The sequence below is a fragment of the Pseudomonas sp. PDM32 genome (assembly GCF_019219225.1).
In the GTDB taxonomy this organism is placed as follows: domain Bacteria; phylum Pseudomonadota; class Gammaproteobacteria; order Pseudomonadales; family Pseudomonadaceae; genus Aquipseudomonas; species Aquipseudomonas laurylsulfatiphila.
In genome coordinates this window covers 134378-153854 of sequence record NZ_JAHUWE010000017.1, presented here as the reverse complement: position 1 = coordinate 153854, position 19477 = coordinate 134378, and the positions used below count along the sequence as shown (strand labels likewise).

Genomic DNA, 19477 nt, shown 5'->3' with positions numbered 1-19477 from the left:
GGCGAACCGCATTTGGCTCACAGGTAGGGTATTGTTTTTTTTTGATACATGCTGACCTAATGGCGAATTGACATAGGGGGACATGGAATGCACGAAGCGTTGACAACTATTCAAACCCAGCTAGAAGCTGTGATTGCGCAGATAAAGGCCACAGTACCTAGCGACGAGCCGTTCGGGATCGCGCATGGCAACTGGTCGTTCCCTGGACTTACGAGATCGGAGCTCATCGAAGAAGCACAATCAATTATTGAGTTGATTGATGATAACGGTATTGACGAGCTGGGGAGCTCAGAAAGCCGGATTAAGGATTACGCCCGGCGCATAACCTATTTGCACGGGAACACCGTTCCAAATATTTGGGGCAGCGCAGGCACTGCGATTCCTACATATATGCTCACTCTTGAGGGGCTGCGCAAAGCTCTTGAGCCTGTCTTGAAGGCAGACGAACGCGCGGAGGCGCAAGCAAAAATCCGTAGATTGACTGTGCAGCTACGGGCTATGGAGTCGCGTGTCAAGGCGTTAGATCCGCGCACTACTGATCTAAATTCAATGGTTGAGAGGATCGAGCAGGCTTACAACGCGGCTGATCAGCTTCCAGCCGACTTGGAGCAGTTGTCTGAGGCGCAAAATACGATCGACGACCTTGCTAAGGCAGCAGCCAAAGATCAATCCCGTATCCTAACGCTTCGAGAGCATGCCGACGAACTTGATGGTCTGCTGAAAAAAAGTGCGGAGGACGCGGAAGCCGTGCTGAAGCGCTGCGAAACAGCTTACTCGGCAGCGACAAGCGTTGGGCTGGCAGCCGCATTCAGCGAGCGCTCTATAGCTCTATCCAAGTCGATGTGGTTCTGGGTTGCTGGACTTGCCGTTGCCCTTGTGGGGGGTAGCTATTTCGGCTCCAATCAGCTTCACACGCTTTCAGAGCTCTTCCAAATTCCAAACATATCGACATCGGTAGTCACACTGAATTTGCTACTGTCGCTGCTATCGGTTGGGGCGCCTGTTTGGTTTTCATGGCTGGCTACAAAGCAGATAGGACAAAGATTCAGGCTTGCCGAAGATTATGCCTTCAAGGCATCCATTTCACGCGCGTATGAGGGTTTCCGGCGAGAAGCTGCTGGGTTTGATAAAGAAATGGAAGCGAAACTACTTACATCTGCGCTTGCTCGGTTCGATGAGCTTCCTCTCCGGCTCGTAGAACCTGATAGCCATGGGAGTCCTTGGCATGAACTTGCTTCGTCGGACGTTGTTAAACAAGCATTCAAAGCCGTACCAGGTTTTGCTGAGCAAATAAAGGACCTCGCGGGCAAAGCTGTTGATGCTATGACGCCTTCAAAAGCGAAACCAGCACCAGCACCAGCACCGACCGAGTAATCGCAACTGCCAGCTTATGCAGCGCTTACATGCCGCGTGGATGGCATGATCCTCCTAGGCTGGGCAGCCGCCATTGGTTGTAAGCAAATAACTCAAGTTTATTTGTTCGTTGGATTGGTGGTGTGGACTTGCCAGTACTTTTGGCTCACGTCGTGCGGTAGTGCACGGTGATTACTGATGTGGGTAAAGTGAATGGCGCCCTAGCGCACCTTGACGATAATATCGGTGCCGTGCGATCAGGGATTGCAGAGCTGGCCGCCGTAAGCGTCAAGCCGTAGTCAGTCCCCATCCCGTTGGTTGAACAATGATCTGTAGAGATAAGGGGGCAAGATGGTATCTGGTGAAGTGCAGATGCAAGCGGTACCTGATCGCATGCCTAACAAGCAGTGTTGGATGCTGTTCAAGGTGGCTAATCTAGATCGACTACAGGCGCTGCAGCGTGGTCTACTTTACATGAACAGCGTCGACTATTTCGCGAAGCTTGAAGGTGAAGCCGGCACTGCACTTCGAAGGGACGAGCTTGAGAATGTATACCTTAAGCTCAGCTCTGGCATAAGGGATGGGGTTGTCAGCGAGCTCGCACTTCAGGTTGAAGGTCACGACGAAATCGTATTGAACCCAGAGACAATCATGACCCTGCATCTGCCTCGTCCTGAAACCGTCATGGTGTACTGCCTGGGTTCTGTGTCAGCCGGACATGACGGTCAGATTTGGGGGCTCGACAACGGAATGCTGCAATTCAGTGAGCGTTTCCAAGAGTTTGGTACCCATGTCCTTCGTATTACGAACCACGCAGAGTTTTCTAGAAGGCTTTCACAAGCTATTGCGACTCACCCTCATCTTTATAATTCTCCCTTCTTTGAAGGTGGTTACGGCCAGGTCGATTACGTAGACTTCAGCGACTACAGCGGCCCGATAGGATTGTTTCGCAAACCGATCGAGTATGCTTGGCAACGAGAGTACAGACTATGCTTTGGCGCTGAACCTGAGGCATTAAACGATCGAGGGGCGTTAGAGCTAAATATCGGAGACCTATCGGACATCACTCAGATCACAACGGTAGAGAGTTTCACGTCGAACCCGATGACACTCATTCAAAGGAGCTACAGGATAATCGAAGGCAAGCCTGTGCAGGTTCCTAGTTAAACCTACGTTTCAGAACGGTCCCGTGTTGATAAAGAGCGTAAATAGGCCACATAGACAATTAAAAGAGCGAAGTCAAATCAATGCTTCGCTTTTTTTGTTTACGTTTCTGAAAAAGCTACGGTTCAGAACGGTATGTCATCGTCGAAGGGGGCTGTAACTTTCGGGAGAGGCAAAGCGTTCTTTGGCAATGGCAGATTCGTAACAATGAAAAGATTAAGGATGTCGTGTCTGTCTATAAACATGATCTGAGAACGCTTCGTGGCATCCAGCTTGTTGCCTAGCCAGTTTCTTGCCTGCTTTGTTATCTCACCGCCCGCGACGATGAATGCGTGGTCAACCAGTACTCGTCGATTCAATTCCGAGTCGAAAATCTCGTGGCCAAGCATCATGTTCACCTGATTGTGAATCTCGGCGACATTCGCTGAACCAGGCTTTCCGACGCCTGCTGAATCTAGCTTGCCCTTTTTTGCTTGGATACCGAAGTAGAGGACATGGAGAGTCGGCAGGGTGTATTTCATCCACACGTCCTTGCCGTACTCCAACGCCTTGTCTTTGTGACCCGCTGCCGTTATGCGATGAAACCCAAGCTGACGGAACAGCGGCAGCAGCACCTCCTCGATCAGCTCATCTTCGGAGCACTTGTCGAGGTAGGTGGTGAGTAACTCTCGGCGCTCCATCTCCGCTGGAGTTAGCGGACGATGCGGGTTCGCCATCTGCGCAATGGTGTTCGTGGCATTGTGGCGCAACTGGCCGAGGCCGTGCTCGTCGTAGAACGCTTCCCAACCTTCGCGCAACAGCACAGCATTAAGCGCGGCAAGTGCTTTGCTCCTGTTCGGATCGCCCTCCTGCGCGTCGCCCTTGTCGAGAGTTGCACGGATGATTCGGATGAAAGCATCAGGCGGAACCGAAGGGCTGGTATGCGGGAGAGCCAACACCTCCTCCAGTCTGCTTGCAACCCATACCCAGCGGGTTGAACCGTCGTGGGCGTAATCTAAGTCACAATCTTGAAAGAACTCAGTGATGTAACTGCTTGAACGATACCTAAAGTGCTCAGAGTCGCCACAAACAATGTGGGCGAGTTCTCTTAGATTCCTGCTCTTCCATTTCATTTGCATTCCTAGATCAGGCGGAGTGAGGCTGAAGCACGGCCGATATACCACAATAAGCAGATAATGATCGCCAGATGTGGGTAGGTAACTGCCGCTGACAATAAAGAGTCGTCAGCTTTTCAGTGATGGATTGAGCATAGCTTCTCATCGGCCCCTCGCGTTGCTTGCCCGGAGGGCTCCCAAGCCTTGCCCTTATCGCAATTTCTAAGCAGCCGCCACGCTGTGTAGTGTAGCGCCCCTATCAACCTTTTCCGTGCGGACTCAGACACGGCTCAGTTCAGGATTCAGGCCCACGCGCAGATCTGGCAGGCAGCCGATCCGATTCACTGAAATCGCCAGGTATGCACCGGATCGCCTACATTTGGCTGTTTGTTTGGTAGATGGCTGCCTAAGTGGCTGCAATTGGCCGGAACAAGCTCTTGTTGGGCATCCGCTTCTGGCCGATTTCTGCCTGTCGCCACGGTCTATATATGGTCGATTGCAGCCCCTCGCTACAAGCGCAACGCGGCCACTCTACCTGTCGCGATAGTCCGTCATCCAATGTGTGACTGATTTCAAAAAAACGGGGAACGGGGGAACAGTGGGAACATCTAATGTTTCCGGGGCTTTAGCGGGGGAACTTGTACCCCAGTGCTTTTTTGGGGAACAGCAACAGCCAGATCGGCGGAAAGATCGGCTGAGAAAGCAACTGATCAGCAGACCAAAAATGGCGAACAGCCTCGTGTTGGTGGAGGCGTTTTGAGGAATGACAATCCTTATATTTCCGCTGTCATTGGTCGAGATGGAATGACGGATCACCTCCGCGTTTAAAATGTGGAAGCGAGCGCGAGCTATCACCGCTAGGGACTGGTAATTAGCTGAGTTAACCAGGTCAGTGCTTAGTTACCGGGCTACAGGTCACGGCTCCCAAGGCGTTCAGCCCAGTTAACCAACCGAGTTAACTGCCTGAAAGCCTCGGCCCGCATGGCTCTCAGGCAATTTGACGGGCAGCCGAGTTAACCAGCTAAAATGCTTAGTTAACCGGGCTACAGGCCACGGACCATAAGGCTTTCAGCCCAGTTAACTAACTTTGGCGGAGTGCCGCTAACGAATTTTCGCGAGTCTTCGCACCCGTCCTTCGACCAACTCGCCAGGGTCCCCGGCGTGTTTCTGGCGCGGGCAGATCTGTGATTGTCTGTTATTCGCTTTAATCATTTTTTAAGCTTTGGCAACTTTATGGCTTGCTGTAGCTAGTGGCAATGTGGCTAGTGCAGAAAGTCTTTCATGGTCTTGGATTATTTTTGAGATTGTCGCTAGCAGCGGCTCAAATCCAGAGAAATCGATGGTTTTCTGATTGGCTTTAACTACGTACTCAGCAAAATGATTTTTGCTGTAATTTGACGCTGTTGCAGTTTTTTCGTCGGGATTGAACGTCTTGCCGTCCAGCTCAGTCTTTAGCAACTCAGGATCAAAGAGATTTTCAATCATGGTTTGCTTGCCGTCTGGAGTCAACGGAGTTGGTACGATATACAGGTTGTTACTATAGAAGTAGAAAGGTTTTGATCCATCTGGTTTAACAGGCATCTTGCCGAACTTTTGGATTCGGGTATACAGATCACTGGCTCCTTGATCATTATCTACGACAAGAATTACTGGCTTGAGCCCTCCTTTAGATTTATAGAAGCTGCATTCTTTTGGGTAGTTGGACGTGAATTTGACCATATCCCCAGTGCCACCAGTAAGATGCATTAAATATTTAACTTGATCTGTGTAGTTGAATATTTTTAATTTAAGGCGTTTTTCGCCATCTTTATCCTTTTCAATAAGCGCTGGAAATTTTTCCGAGAGACTTCGAATGGCGGTCCTTAGATATACATTGTCAGTCTTTCCTTCGCACATGATAGTAGGGACTTCATTTGCGTAAAAGTCTTTATAGAACAAAAGCTTTCTGTGTGTTTCTTCTATCGATTTAAGCTTCGGTTGTGGGTTGGGGAATTTTTCTAGCGGATTGATAGTTCTAAGATTGCGGTTGTATTTGTTTATCATGTATATAAAGCTAAAGACACCGCTCAGTTGATTTACGCTACCGAGTACCTTTTTGCTAAGCCCATCTTTATCGAAGCCGAGAGTTTCATACTTTCCACTATGAAATAGGCGATGAGCCATCGCTTTCGCAGTGCGATGATATTCGGCTCGTACATTTACTTTAGAATTGACAATCAGGCCTGTGACTTCTTGCCTAGAGTCTTTGTATTGAAGCCGAGTTTTAGCGTGGTTAATTGAGAACCAGCACTTTTTCACTAGGTCAACTAATGTTTTCCCTGCGATCCAAATATGATCTTCTTCACAGACACAGACTGCCAAGCTACTCGGAAATTTTTTTTCATTCGTAGAAAAAGTTATGTCGTCTGCGTAGCGAGAGTATGTGCAATCATTCTTTTTAGCTAGTTCCGCCAAGCGAATATCGAGAACATGTGCTACTAAATTCGAAATCAACGGCGAGCAGGGGCTACCTTGTGGAAGAACGTTATCATGACACGCAATTTGAGCCAGTATGGTTGCAATCTTTGGGTGTAGATTGAAGTCTTGATTTTTTATAAAAAAGCCACGAACGCGGCCAAAATGAATGCTGCCAAAGAAGTTTTCCAGATCAATATTTAATACGTGGCGCTTGTGTCTATGTTGCCTTGCATTGGTTATTATCGAGAAGCCGGGTTTGAAGCCGTGAGATAGCGATGTGTTTTTTTCTGTTTTGAACGGTTGCGTGAGTGTCTTTCTTAGGTTCTTTAATGATTGTATTTCATTGATGCAGGCTTGGAGTTTCTCTAGCAGCTTGCTCTGCAAAAGTTTCAATTCTTTACATGGGGCTGATATTGTCCGAGAACCACCTGTTTTCTTCGGTACCTCAAAGCTTCGATATAGCTCTTCTTTTGGCTTTTTGTAGAGTATATAAGATAGCGATTTTGGTTTGTACCCTAAATAAAGTGCGAGATCACTAAGAGAGTTTGTTTTTTTTAATTTGATTAGCTCTGACATGTGCAGTGATCATGTATGTGGTAAGAGTTGGGTTTATAGACACTCATTTGCAACCTGCCAATGTGCCTCAGTTTGAGACTTCGAGTAACGTTAAGTAGCAATGCATACTACCGTTGATGTCACATATCGCGATTCGCGATAAAAAATCTGTCTATAAACCCGACTGAATTCTACCGCTCATCTATGGGGCTGTCATTTTTTCTTTTCACGGCATTGGCTTGGCGAGGTTAGCAACTGCTGCGCAACTACCTGCATCGAAGCTGCGCCGCCGTTGATCGTGCAAGCCAACCGCCGCAGCCAACTTTCCACTCCGCGATCACGGGTGAGAAATATAAAACCTTCTGACCAATGCTTGCTGCCTCGTAAGTACCGACGGTTCCGCAGTCTCGCCGTCAGTGTTGGACTGGTATTACATTGAGGTCATAGAGATGAGCTAAGCGAGCCCTGGTTGCGTCAGAAAATGGAATTGATGACCTTTGCCACGCCGTCGATCAGTTTCCCAACCTCTTCTATGGTCGGCTCTGAGGCGTTTCGATGGCCGCACTTATTTCGAAGATCGCCAAGGAGCTGGAGGTGGCGGTGGGGGTTATTTTGGCGGCGCAGGATGCGAAGTAGTCATCATCCAGTGTCCGTTATTGGCCGATCTCTGCCCGTCGCCACCGTCAGCTTTTGGGTCGTTTTCTACCAGTCATAACCATAAAACGCGGGAGTCAACTCCATACAAATACCTGCTCAACTCGAACGCCATCAGCTGACCAAATCCATCCACCCCCCCCCCATCAAGCCTTAACCCACCGCTGCCGACTCCAACTACTCAACCCATCAACAGCAAACACCAGCACCAACATCGCCAAAATCACCGTACTCGCCTGAGCCTCCTGAAACAGGCTGAGGCTCACATAGAGCATCTGCCCCAACCCCCCAGCACCAACAAACCCCAGCACGCTGGCCATGCGAATGTTGTTCTCCCAGCGGTACAAAATGTACGCCAGCAGCTGCGGAAACAGGTTAGGCAGGGTGCCGTAACAGAAGGCCCAGACGACATTACCACCCTGCAAACGAATGGCTTCGGCCGGTTGCGGCGGGGTGTTTTCCAGCGCTTCGGCGAACAGGCGGCCGAGTACGCCGGTGGTGTGCATGGCCAGTGCCAGGGTGCCGGCGTTCGGGCCGAGGCCGGCGGCCAGTACCATCAGCGCGGCCCACACCAGTTCGGGAATGGCGCGCAGGCCATTGAGTACAAGACGCGACGCGCTCTGCAGCAGCCAGCCGAAGCGTCCGGCCGCCGGCAGCGCGAGCAGCAGGCCAAACACTGCTGCGAGCAGGGTGCCGAGGGCCGACATCGCCATGGTTTCCACGGCGCCACGGCCGATGGCTTGCAGGTGGCCGGCGCTCAGGTCCGGGCTGAGAAAACGCAGCACGTAGGCGCCCATTTGCTTCAGGTTTCCGCTGCCTGTCAGTTCGCCGAGGTCGATGCCCAGATAGCGGAACGAGGCGACGACTGCGGTGCCGATGCCCAGGATCAGCAGCAGGTTGATCAGGCGATTCATGCGAACCTCCAGCGCAGCAGGCGGCTGATCTGGTCGGCGAACAGCACCAGGACGAAGAAGGTCAGCAGCATGCTCGCCACTTCACCGCCGGCGAACATGCGCAGCGACAGGTCGATCTGCTGGCCCAGCCCGCCGGCGCCGACGAAGCCCATCACCACGGACGCGCGGATCGCGCATTCCCAGCGATACACGGTGTACGACAGCAGCTCCGCCGCGACATTGGGCAGGATGCCGTAGCAGAACGCCGCCAACCGGCCACTGCCGGCTTGCAGCAGTGAGTGGGCGGGGCGCTGGTCGACCGACTCGAAGATTTCCGCGTAGACCTTGCCCAGCATGCCGCTGTAGGTGATGGCGATGGCCAGCACCCCGGCGGTCGGGCCAAGGCCGACGGCACGCACGAACAGCAGGGCCCAGACGATTTCCGGCACGCTGCGCAGGAAGATCAGCAACCCGCGCACCGGCCAGCGCAACAACCGGCCCAGGGCGCTCGGTCGGCCGCTGCGCGAAGCCGCCGACAGTGACAGTGCGCGGCTGGCGAGCAGGCTGGCGGGCACGGCCAGCAGCAAGGCCAGGGCCATGCCGGCGGTGGCGATGGCCAGGGTTTGCAAGGTGGCTTGCCACAGCAGCTGGAGGAACTCTTCGCCATGGGCCGGCGGCCAGAAGGCCGAAACGAAACGGCCCATTTCACTCTGGCTGTCGGCCTTGAGCAGCACACCCAGGTCCAGTTCGCTGAAGTGGAGGCCGGGCCACAGCAGGGCCAGCGCCAGCAGACTGAGCAGCAGGCGGGGCAGGGTGGCCGGGTCTCGTGTATCGCGCGTCAGCATCGGGGAATCTGCAGGCTCAAGGGCGCCACCGGAGCGGGCGGGGATTGCAGTTGCTCGTTGGCGTAGAGCCGGTCGAGCAAGTCGTGGTCGACGTCGGCAGCGGGAAGATCGAAGAGGATCTGGCCGTCGCGCAAACCGATGATGCGCGAGAAGTTGCTCAACGCCAGATCCACCGCATGCAGGCTGGCGACCAGGGTCACCTTGTGTTCCCGGGCGTGGCGGCAGAGGATCGACAGGGTGTGCCCGGCCAGCACCGGGTCCATCGCCGACACCGGCTCATCGGCCAGCAGCACGTCGGGGGCCTGGTACAGCACGCGGGCAATGCCCACGCGCTGCAGTTGGCCACCGGACAGTTGCTGGCACTGGGCGAACAGCTTGTCGCCCAGGTCGAGTTTGACCAGGGCCGCGCGTGCGCCGGGCACATCCACCGGATGCAACAGGCTCAGCAGGCTTTTGGCAAAACCCCATTGCCCCAGTTTGCCGGCCAGCACTGCCGTGACCACGCGCTGGCGCGGTGGCAGTGGCGGCGCCTGATGCACCAGGCCGATGCGCGCGCGCAGGCGTTGGCGCTGTCGGGCGCCGAGCTGCCAGGCTTGCTCGCCGAGCACCTCGACCGTGCCGCTGCCGGGGCGCAGGGCGGTGGCCAGCAGGTTCAGCAGGCTCGACTTGCCGGCGCCGGACGGGCCGATGATCGCCACCTGCTCACCGGCGCTGATGTGCAGGTCGACCTCATGCAGCGCCCGCACGCCCGTGTCGTGGGTGAGGCTGACCCGGTTCAGATGCAAGGTCATTTCAGCAGGTCGGCAGCGCGCGCGGCTTCCTCGATGCCCTTGTAGTTCTCAGGCTTGGTCTCGATGAAGCGGCTGGCGGCCTGCAGGTCGAGGATCGCCTTTTGCTCAGGGTTGGCCGGGTCGAGCGCGAGGAAGGCGGCCTTGATTTTCTCGGCAAGGGCCGGGTCGAGGGTGCCGCGCACGGTCCAGTTGTAGTCGAAGTAGGCCGGTGTGGTGGCGAAGACCTTGACCTTGTCGGTGTCGACCTTGCCGGCCTTGACCAGTTTTTCCCAGACGCTGGCGTTGAGCACGCCGGCATCCACTTTGCCCGCCTGAACCCAGGCGACGGTGGCGTCGTGGGCGCCGGAGTAACCGACGCGGCTGAAATAGGTTTCCGGCTTGATGCCGTCCTGCAGCATGAAATAGCGCGGCATCAGGCTGCCGGACGTCGACGAGACCGAGCCGAAGGCGAACGATTTGCCCTTGAGGTCGGCCAGGGATTTGACCGCTGGATCGGCGGTGATGAATTTGCTGGTGAACTGGGCATCCTGTTCACGCTGTACCAGGGGAATGGCATTGCCGGTTTTCAAACGTGCCTGCACGAAGGTGAAACCGCCCAGCCAGGCCATATCGATACGGTCGGTGGCCAGCGCCTCGACCACCGCCGGGTAGTCGGACACCGGTACGAACTCGACCTTCATACCCAGTTGCTTCTCCAGGTATTCGCCCAGTGGCTTGAACTTGCGCAGCAATTCGGTGGGGGCTTCGTCGGGAATGGCGCTGACCTTGAGGGTCTCGGCAGCCTGTGCCAGCAGGGTGGAAAGGGACAGGGTCAGGCCGACGGCCAAGGCCAGGGTACGTTTGAGCATGGAAGTTCTCCGGTTCAATAGCGGAAAAATGTCGATGCGCCCCGCACAAGCTGATTGCTGCACGACGCTTCGTGAGGGTAGACGAAAACGGCGCGATTATAGGGGGTCTTGGGTGCTTGACCAGCCTTGCAACAAGGCTCAAGGCCAAAAAAAGACTTGTGGGAGCGGGCTTGCTCGCGAAAGCGGTGTGTCAGTCACATCGATGTTGGATGTGCCGCCGTCTTCGCGAGCAAGCCCGCTCCCACAGGTTTTGCGGTGTCCTGCCATTCAGGTTGCTTACATCCTTGCCAACGCCTGCGCCAGGTCCGCGCGCAAGTCCTCGACGTCCTCAACCCCCACCGACAACCGCACCAACCCTCAAGGCCAAAAAAAAACTTGTGGGAGCGGGCTTGCTCGCGAAAGCGGTGTGTCAGTTACATCGATGTTGGATATGCCGCCGTCTTCGCGAGCAAGCCCGCTCCCACAGGTTGTGTTGTGTCCTACCATTCAGGTTGCTTACATCCGCGCCAACGCCTGCGCCAGATCTGCGCGCAAGTCCTCGACGTCCTCAACCCCCACCGACAACCGCACCAACCCTCAAGGCCAAAAAAAGACCTGTGGGAGCGGGCTTGCTCGCGAAAGCGGTGTGTCAGTCACATCGATGTTGGATGTGCCGCCGTCTTCGCGAGCAAGCCCGCTCCCACAGGTTTTGCGGTGTCCTGCCATTGAGGTTGCCTACATCCTTGCCAACGCCTGCGCCAGGTCCGCGCGCAAGTCCTCCACATCCTCAACCCCCACCGACAACCGCACCAACCCATCGCCAATCCCCAACTCTGCCCGGGTATCGGGCGGGATGGTGGCGTGGGTCATGATCGCCGGGTGTTCGATCAGGCTTTCCACGCCGCCCAGGCTCTCGGCCAGGGCGAAGATCTGCACGTTCTCGAGGAAGCGTTTGGCGCCGGCCAGGTCGCTGTTGAGGTCGAGGGAGATCATCCCGCCGAATCCGCGCATTTGCCGCTGGGCCAGTTCGTGCTGCGGGTGCGAGGGCAGGCCGGGGTAGTAGACCCGGGAGACTTGCGGCTGACGCTCCAGCCACTGCGCCAGTTCCAGTGCGTTGCTGCAATGCCGTTCCATGCGCAGGGCCAGGGTCTTCACCCCGCGCAGGGTGAGGAAGGCGTCGAACGGGCCGGCGATGGCGCCGACGGCGTTTTGCAGGAAGCCCAGGCGCTCGGCCAGTTCGGCGTTCTGCCCGACCACGGCGATGCCGCCGATCACGTCGGAGTGGCCGTTGAGGTATTTGGTGGTCGAGTGCAGCACGATGTCGAAACCCAGCTCCAGCGGGCGCTGGATCCACGGGCTGGCGAAGGTGTTGTCGGCCACGCAGATGATGCCGCGGGCGCGGCAGGTGCGGGCGATGGCGGCGAGGTCGGTGAGGCGCAGCAGCGGATTGCTCGGGGTCTCGACCATGACCATGCGGGTGTCGTCCTGCAGGGACGCCTCGAACGCCGCCAGGTCGGTCAGGTCGACGAAGCTGAAGCGGTGCCCGGCGCTGCGCTGGCGCACCTTGTCGAACAGGCGGAAGGTGCCGCCGTACAGGTCGTTGCCGGAGACGACGTGCGAACCGGCGTCGAGCAGTTCGAGCACCGTGGAAATGGTCGCCAGGCCCGAGGCGAAGGCAAAGCCCCGGGTGCCGCCTTCGAGGTCGGCCACGCAGCGCTCCAGCGCCCAGCGCGTCGGGTTGTGCGAGCGCCCGTAGTCGAGGCCTTTGTGCACCCCGGGGCTCTGTTGCAGGTAGGTGGAGTTGGCGTAGATCGGCGGCATCAAGGCCCCGGTGGAAGGGTCCGGCGATTGCCCGGCATGGATCACCCGGGTGGCGAAGCCCTGAGGCGGGGCGTTTTTGTCCTGTTGACTCATGGCAGGGATCTCCGCAAATGGTTGAGCATGTCGGTTCGGGTAATCAGGCCGTGGAAACCCGAGGCATCCTGGATGATCGCCACCAGCCCACGGCCCAGCTCTGCCTCCAGTTCCGCCAGGGTGGCAGCGGGGGACAGGGTCTGCAGTTTGTCGGTCATGGCGCTGGCCACGGTTTTACGGAAGTGCGCAACGTCTTCATGCACCCCCAGCAGGATGTCGGACTCATCGATCACGCCGACCAGTTGCTGACCCTTCACCAGCACCGGCAATTGCGACACGTCCGCCAGGCGCATGCGCTGGAACGCCGTGAGCAGGGTGTCGTCGGGGCCGACGCTGATCACCCGGCCATCCTCGAAACGCCGCGCGATCAGGTCGCGCAGGTCGCCGTAGTGCTTGCGTTGCAGCAGGCCCTGATCGTTCATCCACTGGTCGTTGTAGACCTTCGACAGGTAACGCGTACCGGTGTCGCAGACAAAGCTCACCACCCGTTTCGGCTGGGTCTGTTCGCGGCAGTAACGCAGCGCCGCCGCCAGCAAGGTACCGGTCGATGAGCCACCGAGAATGCCTTCGGCGCGCAGCAACTGGCGGGCATGGTCGAAGCTTTCTTCGTCGCTGATCGAATAGGCGTGGCGCACGCTGGAGAGGTCGGCAATCGACGGGATGAAGTCTTCGCCGATGCCTTCCACCGCCCAGGAGCCGGGGGTGGGGAGGGTGCCACCGCGGCTGTATTCAGCCATCACCGAACCGACCGGGTCGGCCAGGACCATTTCCAGGTCCGGCTGCACGCGTTTGAAGAAACGGGTCAGGCCGGTGAGGGTGCCGGCCGATCCGACGCCGACGACGATGGCGTCCACATCATGCTGGGTTTGCGCCCAGATCTCCGGCGCGGTGCTGCATTCGTGGGCCAGGGGGTTGGCCGGGTTGTTGAACTGGTCGGCGAAGAACGCATCGGGAATTTCCGCCGCCAGCCGCGCGGCAACGTCCTGGTAGTACTCGGGATGGCCCTTGCCGACGTCGGAGCGGGTGATGTGCACCTCGGCGCCCATGGCCTTGAGGTGCAGGACCTTCTCGGTGGACATCTTGTCCGGCACCACCAGCACGACGCGATAGCCCTTGGCGCGGCCGACCAGGGCCAGGCCCAGGCCAGTGTTGCCGGCGGTGGCTTCGACGATGGTGCCGCCGGGCCTGAGGCGACCGTCGCGTTCGGCGGTGTCGATCATGGCCAGACCGATACGGTCCTTGATCGAACCGCCGGGGTTCTGTGATTCGAGCTTGAGAAACAGCGTGCAGGGACCGGTATCGAACCGGCTGACGCGTACCAGCGGGGTATTGCCAATCAGTTCGAGTACAGCAGGACGGGAATAGTCGGGCATGTCATCACTCCTTGCGTGAATCCGCACTGGATGGACAGCAATCCGCGCCGGGTCTTCGCGCCGGTCGCGGGCAATGCATCGCTTGGACCATAGGCCGGGATCGGGTCGACCGCAACCTCGCACGGCCAGCCGGTCACCTCGACGCTTTTTCCTCGCCAGCAACCACAAAAAACATAATTTCGCTATTTCCCGGCTCCGAACAGAATGCGGCCAACACCCCGATACCGATAGCCACAGCAGAAGAACAACAGTGATCAGCATCGAGGCGGCAGCCATGACCGACCTGAATCAAACCACCTTTCAGAAGTGCACAGCCATGACAGTTGATAAAACCGCAATTGATACGCTTGTTGTTGGCGCCGGCCAGGCCGGCGTGGCCATGAGTGAACACCTGAGCAAACTCGGTGTGCCCCACCTCGTGCTGGAGCGCAACCGTATCGCCGAAGCCTGGCGCACCGGCCGCTGGGATTCGCTGGTGGCCAACGGTCCTGCCTGGCACGACCGCTTCCCGGGCCTGGAATTCGACGGCCTGGACCCGGACGCCTTCGCCGGCAAAGAGCAGGTGGCCGAGTACTTCGAAGCCTATGCCCGCAAGTTCAACGCGCCGATCCGCACTGGCGTTGAAGTCAAGAGCGTACAACGCAATGCCGACCGTCCGGGTTTCACCGTTGAAACCTCTGATGGTGTGATCGAGGCCCGCCACGTGGTGGTCGCCACGGGCCCGTTCCAGCGTCCGGCCATTCCGCCGATTGCCCTGCCAATGGCCGGCATCAGCCAGATTCACTCCGCCCAGTACTACAACCCGCAGCAACTGGCTGAAGGCGCGGTGCTGGTGGTGGGCGCCGGGTCGTCGGGCGTGCAGATCGCCGATGAACTGCAACGTTCCGGCAAACAGGTCTACCTCTCGGTCGGCGCCCACGACCGTCCGCCGCGCGCCTACCGCAACCGCGATTTCTGCTGGTGGCTGGGGGTGCTGGGCGAGTGGGATGCCGAGGCCATGCAGCCGGGCAAGGAACACGTGACCATCGCCGTGAGCGGTGCCCGTGGCGGCCACACCGTGGACTTCCGCCGCCTGGCGCATCAGGGCATGACCCTGGTCGGCCTGACTCAATCGTTCAATGGCACCGTGGTCAGTTTTGAAAACAACCTCGCCGACAACATCCGCCGTGGCGATGAAAACTACCTCGCGCTGCTCGACAAGGCCGACGCCTATATCGAGCGCAACGGCCTGGACCTGCCGCTGGAGCCGGAAGCCCGGGCCATGCTGGCCGATCCGGATTGCGTGACAAATCCAATCCTGGAACTGGACCTGCTCAAGGCCGGCGTGACCACGATCATCTGGGCCACCGGTTACTCCACCGACTACAGCTGGCTGAAGGTCGATGCCTTCAAGGAAAACGGCAAGCCGCAGCACCAGCGCGGCGTGTCGGCCGAGCCCGGCGTGTACTTCGTCGGGTTGCCGTGGCAGTCCCGTCGTGGCTCCGCGTTCATCTGGGGCGTTTGGCACGACGCCAAGCACATCGCCGATCACATCGTTAAGCAGCACACCTATTTCAACTATCGGGATGCGACCCAGCGTCAAGCCGACGCCGCCCGCGCACCCGTTCAGAAAGCCAGCCTCATGGGAGTTCGTTAATGCCTACTCATACCCGCATCCGCATGTTCAACACCAAAGACACCTACCCGAACCAGACGCTGGACAACGATTTGTGCCAGGCCGTGCGCGCCGGCAACACCGTGTATGTCCGTGGTCAGGTCGGCACCGATTTCAACGGCCAGCTGGTGGGCCTCGGTGATCCGCGCGCCCAGGCCGAACAGGCCATGCGCAACGTCAAGCAACTGCTTGAAGAGGCGGGCAGCGACCTGAGCCACATCGTCAAGACCACCACCTACCTGATCGACCCGCGCTATCGCGAGCCGGTGTACCAGGAGGTCGGCAAGTGGCTCAAGGGTGTGTTCCCGATTTCCACCGGGCTGGTAGTCAGCGCCCTCGGCCAGCCGCAGTGGCTGATGGAAATCGACGTGATTGCCGTTATCCCTGAATAAGGACTTCGCCATGACTTTTTCCATCGTGGGTCGCTGCGCCGAGACCGGCCAGTTGGGCATTGCCATCAGTTCTTCGAGCATCGCCGTCGGTGCGCGCTGCCCCTGGCTGCGTGCCGGGGTCGGCGCGGTGTCGAGCCAGAACATCACGCTGCCGGCCCTCGGCCCGCAGATCCTCGATGAACTGGCCAACGGCTCGGCGCCGCCCCAGGCGCTGGATCACTCGTTGACCCGCAACGGCTACAGCCAGTACCGCCAGGTGGCGGTGGTGGATGCCCACGGGCGCACGGCGGTGTTCAGCGGCAACCATGCGCTGGGCATCAACAACGCGGTGGCCGGTGACCAGTGCGTGGCGGCCGGCAACCTGCTGGCCAATAGTGGGGTGATCGAGGCGATGGTCGCGGCCTTCGAAAACAGCGAAGGCTGCCTTGCCACCCGGCTGATGAGCGCCTTGCAGGCCGGGCAGGACGCCGGCGGCGAAGCGGGTGCGGTGCACTCGGCGGCGTTGTCGGTGGTCGGTGACCTGACTTGGCCGATTGTCGATTTGCGGGTGGATTGGGCCGATGAAAACCCGATTGGCGAGCTGGGCAAACTGTGGACGGCCTACGAGCCGCAATTGCAGGACTACCTGACCCGCGCGCTCAATCCCACCCTGGCCCCCGCGTATGGAGTGCCCGGCGATGAGTGAGTTGCGCAGCCGCGCCATGCTCGCGCGGTTGATCGGGTTCGCCACGGTCAGCCGCGATTCGAACCTCGAGCTGATCGAGTTCGTGCGTGACTACCTGCACGGGCTGGGCGTGGATTGCGAACTGATCTACAACGCCGAGCGGACCAAGGCCAATCTGTTGGCCACGGTCGGCCCGAGCGTGGCTGGCGGCATCGTGCTGTCCGGTCACACCGACGTGGTGCCTGTGGACGGCCAGGCCTGGACGGTCGAGCCGTTCAGCCTGAGCGAGGCGGGCGGCAAGCTTTACGGTCGCGGCACCGCGGACATGAAAGGCTATCTGGCCTCGGTGCTGGCCGCCGTGCCGGTGTTTCTCGCCAGCCCTTTGAAGCGCCCGGTGCATTTGGCGTTTTCCTATGACGAAGAGGTCGGCTGCCTTGGCGTGCGCGGTTTGCTGGAGGTGTTGCCCCAACGCATCCCGGCCCCGGCGTTGTGCCTGATCGGCGAGCCGACCGAGCTCAAGCCGGTGCTCGGCCACAAGGGCAAGCTGGCGATGCGTTGCCACGTGCGTGGTGCGGCCTGTCATTCGGCCTACGCGCCTTATGGGGTCAATGCCATCGAGCAGGCCGCGCGCCTGATCGGTCGGCTGAGCGACATCGGCGCCACCCTGGCCCGGCCGTCATTGCACGACAAGCGCTTCGATCCGGCGTTCTCGACCGTGCAGGTCGGCGTGATCCAGGGCGGTACGGCGCTGAACATCGTGCCAGCGGACTGCCGTTTCGATTTCGAGATCCGCGCCTTGCCGGACTTCGCTCCGCAAGTGGTCGTCGATGAACTGCAGGACTACGCCGAGCAGACATTGCTGCCGGCAATGCAGGCCGTGGACAGCGATACCGCGATCCGCTTTGAAAAAATCTCGGCCTATCCGGGCCTGGCGACACCCGCCGACAGCGCCGCCGCCCGGCTGATTGCCGAGCTGTGCGGCAGCGATGATTTCGGCACCGTGGCCTTTGGCACCGAAGGCGGGCTGTTCAATCAGGCCGGGATTGCGACCGTGGTCTGCGGTCCCGGCAGCATGGACCAGGGGCACAAGCCCGATGAATTTGTCAGCGTCGACCAGATGGCGGCCTGTGACCGCCTGATGGATCGCCTGGCGGCTTACTTGAGTGAATCCGAACACCCATAACAACAGCGGGCCGACCAGCCCCGAGGAAGCGATCCATGTCCAGATCCTTGCGTTGCAGTGTTCCGTTTGCCCTGGCGTTGTTGAGTGCCAGTGTGTGGGCGGCCCCCCAGGACCTCACCGTGATTTCCTTCGGCGGTGCTACCAAACAGGCCCAGGATAAAGCCTACTTCCAGCCGTTCAATGCCAGCGGCGCGGGCAACATCATCGCCGGTGAGTACAACGGTGAACTGTCGAAGATCAAGGCCATGGTCTCGGCCGGTCACACCAGCTGGGACGTGGTGGAAGTCGAAAGCCCCGAGCTGTTGCGCGGTTGCGAGGAGGGGCTGTTCGAGAAGCTCGACGCCGGGCGCTTCGGTGATTCGGCGAACTTCGTGCCCGGTGCGCTGACCGAATGCGGGGTGGCCACTTACGTCTGGTCGATGGTCATGGCCTATGACCAGAGCAAGCAGGCCAAGGCGCCGCAATCCTGGGCGGACTTCTGGAACGTCGCCGACTTCCCGGGCAAGCGCGGCCTGCGCAAGAGCGCCAAGTACACTCTGGAAATCGCCTTGCTGGCCGACGGCGTCAAGGCGGATGACATCTACAAGGTCCTGAACACCCCACAAGGCGTGACCCGGGCCTTTGCCAAGCTCGACCAGATCAAGCCGAACATCCAGTGGTGGGAGGCGGGCGCCCAACCGGCGCAATGGCTGGTGGCCGGCGACGTGGTGATGAGCGCGGCCTACAACGGCCGGATCGCCTCGGCGCAAAAGGAAGGCATGAAGCTAAGCATCGTCTGGCCGCAAAGCCTGTACGACCCGGAATACTGGGCGGTGGTCAAAGGCACACCGAACAAGGCACTGGCGGAAAACTTCATCGCGTTCGCCAGCCAGCCGCAGACGCAAAAAGTCTTCTCGGAAAACATTCCCTACGGGCCGGTGCATCGCCAGACCCTGCCGCTGCTGCCCAAGGATGTGCAGGAACAACTGCCAACCGCCGAGGCCAACCTGGCCGGCGCACGGGCGGTGGATGCAGAGTTCTGGGTCGACCATGGCGAAGAGCTGGAACAGCGCTTCAACGCCTGGGCTGCACGCTGATACAGGCACCGCATAACCCCCTGTGGGAGCGGGCTTGCTCGCGAAAGCGGTATGTCAGCCACATCGATGCTGGATGTGCCGCCGCCATCGCGAGCAAGCTCGCTCCCACAAAAAAAACAGTGCGATACCTCGGGTTCAAGCTTTGCCGCCTTCGCGCAGTGGTGATGACAGTCAGTTAAAGCGCAGGACCCTGTGGGAGCGAGCAAGCCCGCTCCCACAAAAAACCAGTGCAATACCTCGGGTTCAAGCTTTGCCGGGTTTGCGCAGTGGTGATGGTAGTCAGTTGAAACGCAGGACCCTGTGGGAGCGGGCTTGCTCGCGAAAGCGGTGTGTCAGTCACATCGATGCTGGATGTGCCACCGCCATCGCGAGCAAGCTCGCTCCCACAAAAAAACAGTGCGATACCTCGGGTTCAAGCTTTGCCGCCTTCGCGCAGTGGTGATGACAGTCAGTTAAAACGCAGGACCCTGTGGGAGCGGGCTTGCCCGCGATGGCGGTATGTCAGCCACATCGATGCTGGATGTGCCGCCGCCTTCGCGAGCAAGCCCGCTCCCACAAAAAAACAGTGCGATACCTCGGGTTCAAGCT

15 protein-coding genes and 2 pseudogenes are annotated in these 19477 nt (G+C 58.6%); 7 read left to right on the top strand and 10 right to left on the bottom strand.

From position 1 onward, the window contains the following. Positions 1-87: 87 nt before the first annotated feature. Together KW846_RS27365 and KW846_RS27360 are read left to right on the top strand one after the other, a co-directional pair. Positions 88-1374: a hypothetical protein gene (locus KW846_RS27365; protein WP_218486181.1), complete on the top strand. Its 1287-nt coding sequence runs from the start codon at positions 88-90 to the stop codon at positions 1372-1374. Between the two features lie 330 nt (positions 1375-1704). Next, the gene (locus KW846_RS27360; protein WP_218486180.1) at positions 1705-2520 is read left to right on the top strand and encodes a hypothetical protein; all 816 of its coding nucleotides are present in this window, start codon (positions 1705-1707) and stop codon (positions 2518-2520) included. Positions 2521-2642: 122 nt separating this feature from the next. Here KW846_RS27360 and KW846_RS27355 read toward each other — a convergent pair whose 3' ends face one another. The 10 genes and pseudogenes from KW846_RS27355 to KW846_RS27310 form a co-directional block, all read right to left on the bottom strand. After that, a complete protein-coding gene (locus KW846_RS27355; RefSeq protein WP_218486179.1) occupies positions 2643-3629 on the bottom strand; it encodes a restriction endonuclease in 987 nt (328 codons plus the stop codon). A 1197-nt stretch (positions 3630-4826) separates the two neighbouring features. Further along, positions 4827-6644 (bottom strand): retron Ec67 family RNA-directed DNA polymerase/endonuclease, encoded by a 1818-nt coding sequence (locus KW846_RS27350; RefSeq protein ID WP_218486178.1) that lies wholly within the window; start codon positions 6642-6644, stop codon positions 4827-4829. Between the two features lie 779 nt (positions 6645-7423). After that, entirely contained in the window at positions 7424-8191 is a 768-nt protein-coding gene (gene phnE / locus KW846_RS27345; protein WP_218486177.1) for a phosphonate ABC transporter, permease protein PhnE, read from the bottom strand. Then, the gene (locus tag KW846_RS27340) at positions 8188-9015 is read right to left on the bottom strand and encodes an ABC transporter permease (RefSeq protein WP_102675847.1); all 828 of its coding nucleotides are present in this window, start codon (positions 9013-9015) and stop codon (positions 8188-8190) included. Before KW846_RS27340 ends, phnE begins: the two co-directional genes overlap by 4 nt. After that, the gene (locus KW846_RS27335) at positions 9009-9806 is read right to left on the bottom strand and encodes a phosphonate ABC transporter ATP-binding protein (RefSeq protein ID WP_218486176.1); all 798 of its coding nucleotides are present in this window, start codon (positions 9804-9806) and stop codon (positions 9009-9011) included. The genes KW846_RS27340 and KW846_RS27335 overlap by 7 nt, the downstream gene beginning before the upstream one ends. Beyond that, positions 9803-10654 (bottom strand): putative selenate ABC transporter substrate-binding protein, encoded by an 852-nt coding sequence (locus tag KW846_RS27330; RefSeq protein ID WP_007977824.1) that lies wholly within the window; start codon positions 10652-10654, stop codon positions 9803-9805. Before KW846_RS27330 ends, KW846_RS27335 begins: the two co-directional genes overlap by 4 nt. Before the next feature lie 276 nt (positions 10655-10930). Beyond that, positions 10931-11011: pseudogene (locus tag KW846_RS30590) on the bottom strand (PLP-dependent transferase); the annotation flags it as partial. 138 nt (positions 11012-11149) lie between these two features. Further along, positions 11150-11230: pseudogene (locus KW846_RS30585) on the bottom strand (PLP-dependent transferase); the annotation flags it as partial. Between the two features lie 138 nt (positions 11231-11368). Further along, the gene (locus KW846_RS27315; RefSeq protein WP_218486175.1) at positions 11369-12547 is read right to left on the bottom strand and encodes a PLP-dependent aspartate aminotransferase family protein; all 1179 of its coding nucleotides are present in this window, start codon (positions 12545-12547) and stop codon (positions 11369-11371) included. Then, entirely contained in the window at positions 12544-13920 is a 1377-nt protein-coding gene (locus KW846_RS27310) for a pyridoxal-phosphate dependent enzyme (protein WP_007976080.1), read from the bottom strand. The genes KW846_RS27315 and KW846_RS27310 overlap by 4 nt, the downstream gene beginning before the upstream one ends. Before the next feature lie 274 nt (positions 13921-14194). Between KW846_RS27310 and KW846_RS27305 the strand changes: the two genes are divergently transcribed. From KW846_RS27305 to KW846_RS27285, 5 genes are read left to right on the top strand one after another with little or no spacing between them, the layout of a single operon-like run. Continuing rightward, positions 14195-15556: an NAD(P)/FAD-dependent oxidoreductase gene (locus KW846_RS27305; RefSeq protein WP_218486174.1), complete on the top strand. Its 1362-nt coding sequence runs from the start codon at positions 14195-14197 to the stop codon at positions 15554-15556. Then, positions 15556-15966: a RidA family protein gene (locus tag KW846_RS27300; protein WP_003201555.1), complete on the top strand. Its 411-nt coding sequence runs from the start codon at positions 15556-15558 to the stop codon at positions 15964-15966. Before KW846_RS27305 ends, KW846_RS27300 begins: the two co-directional genes overlap by 1 nt. 10 nt (positions 15967-15976) lie before the next feature. Further along, the gene (locus tag KW846_RS27295) at positions 15977-16651 is read left to right on the top strand and encodes a DUF1028 domain-containing protein (RefSeq protein ID WP_218486173.1); all 675 of its coding nucleotides are present in this window, start codon (positions 15977-15979) and stop codon (positions 16649-16651) included. Beyond that, positions 16644-17813, top strand: a complete 1170-nt coding sequence (gene argE / locus KW846_RS27290) for an acetylornithine deacetylase (protein ID WP_218486172.1) — start codon at positions 16644-16646, stop codon at positions 17811-17813. The genes KW846_RS27295 and argE overlap by 8 nt, the downstream gene beginning before the upstream one ends. 35 nt (positions 17814-17848) lie before the next feature. Continuing rightward, entirely contained in the window at positions 17849-18889 is a 1041-nt protein-coding gene (locus tag KW846_RS27285; protein WP_116581759.1) for an ABC transporter substrate-binding protein, read from the top strand. The last annotated feature ends 588 nt before the right edge of the window (positions 18890-19477 follow it).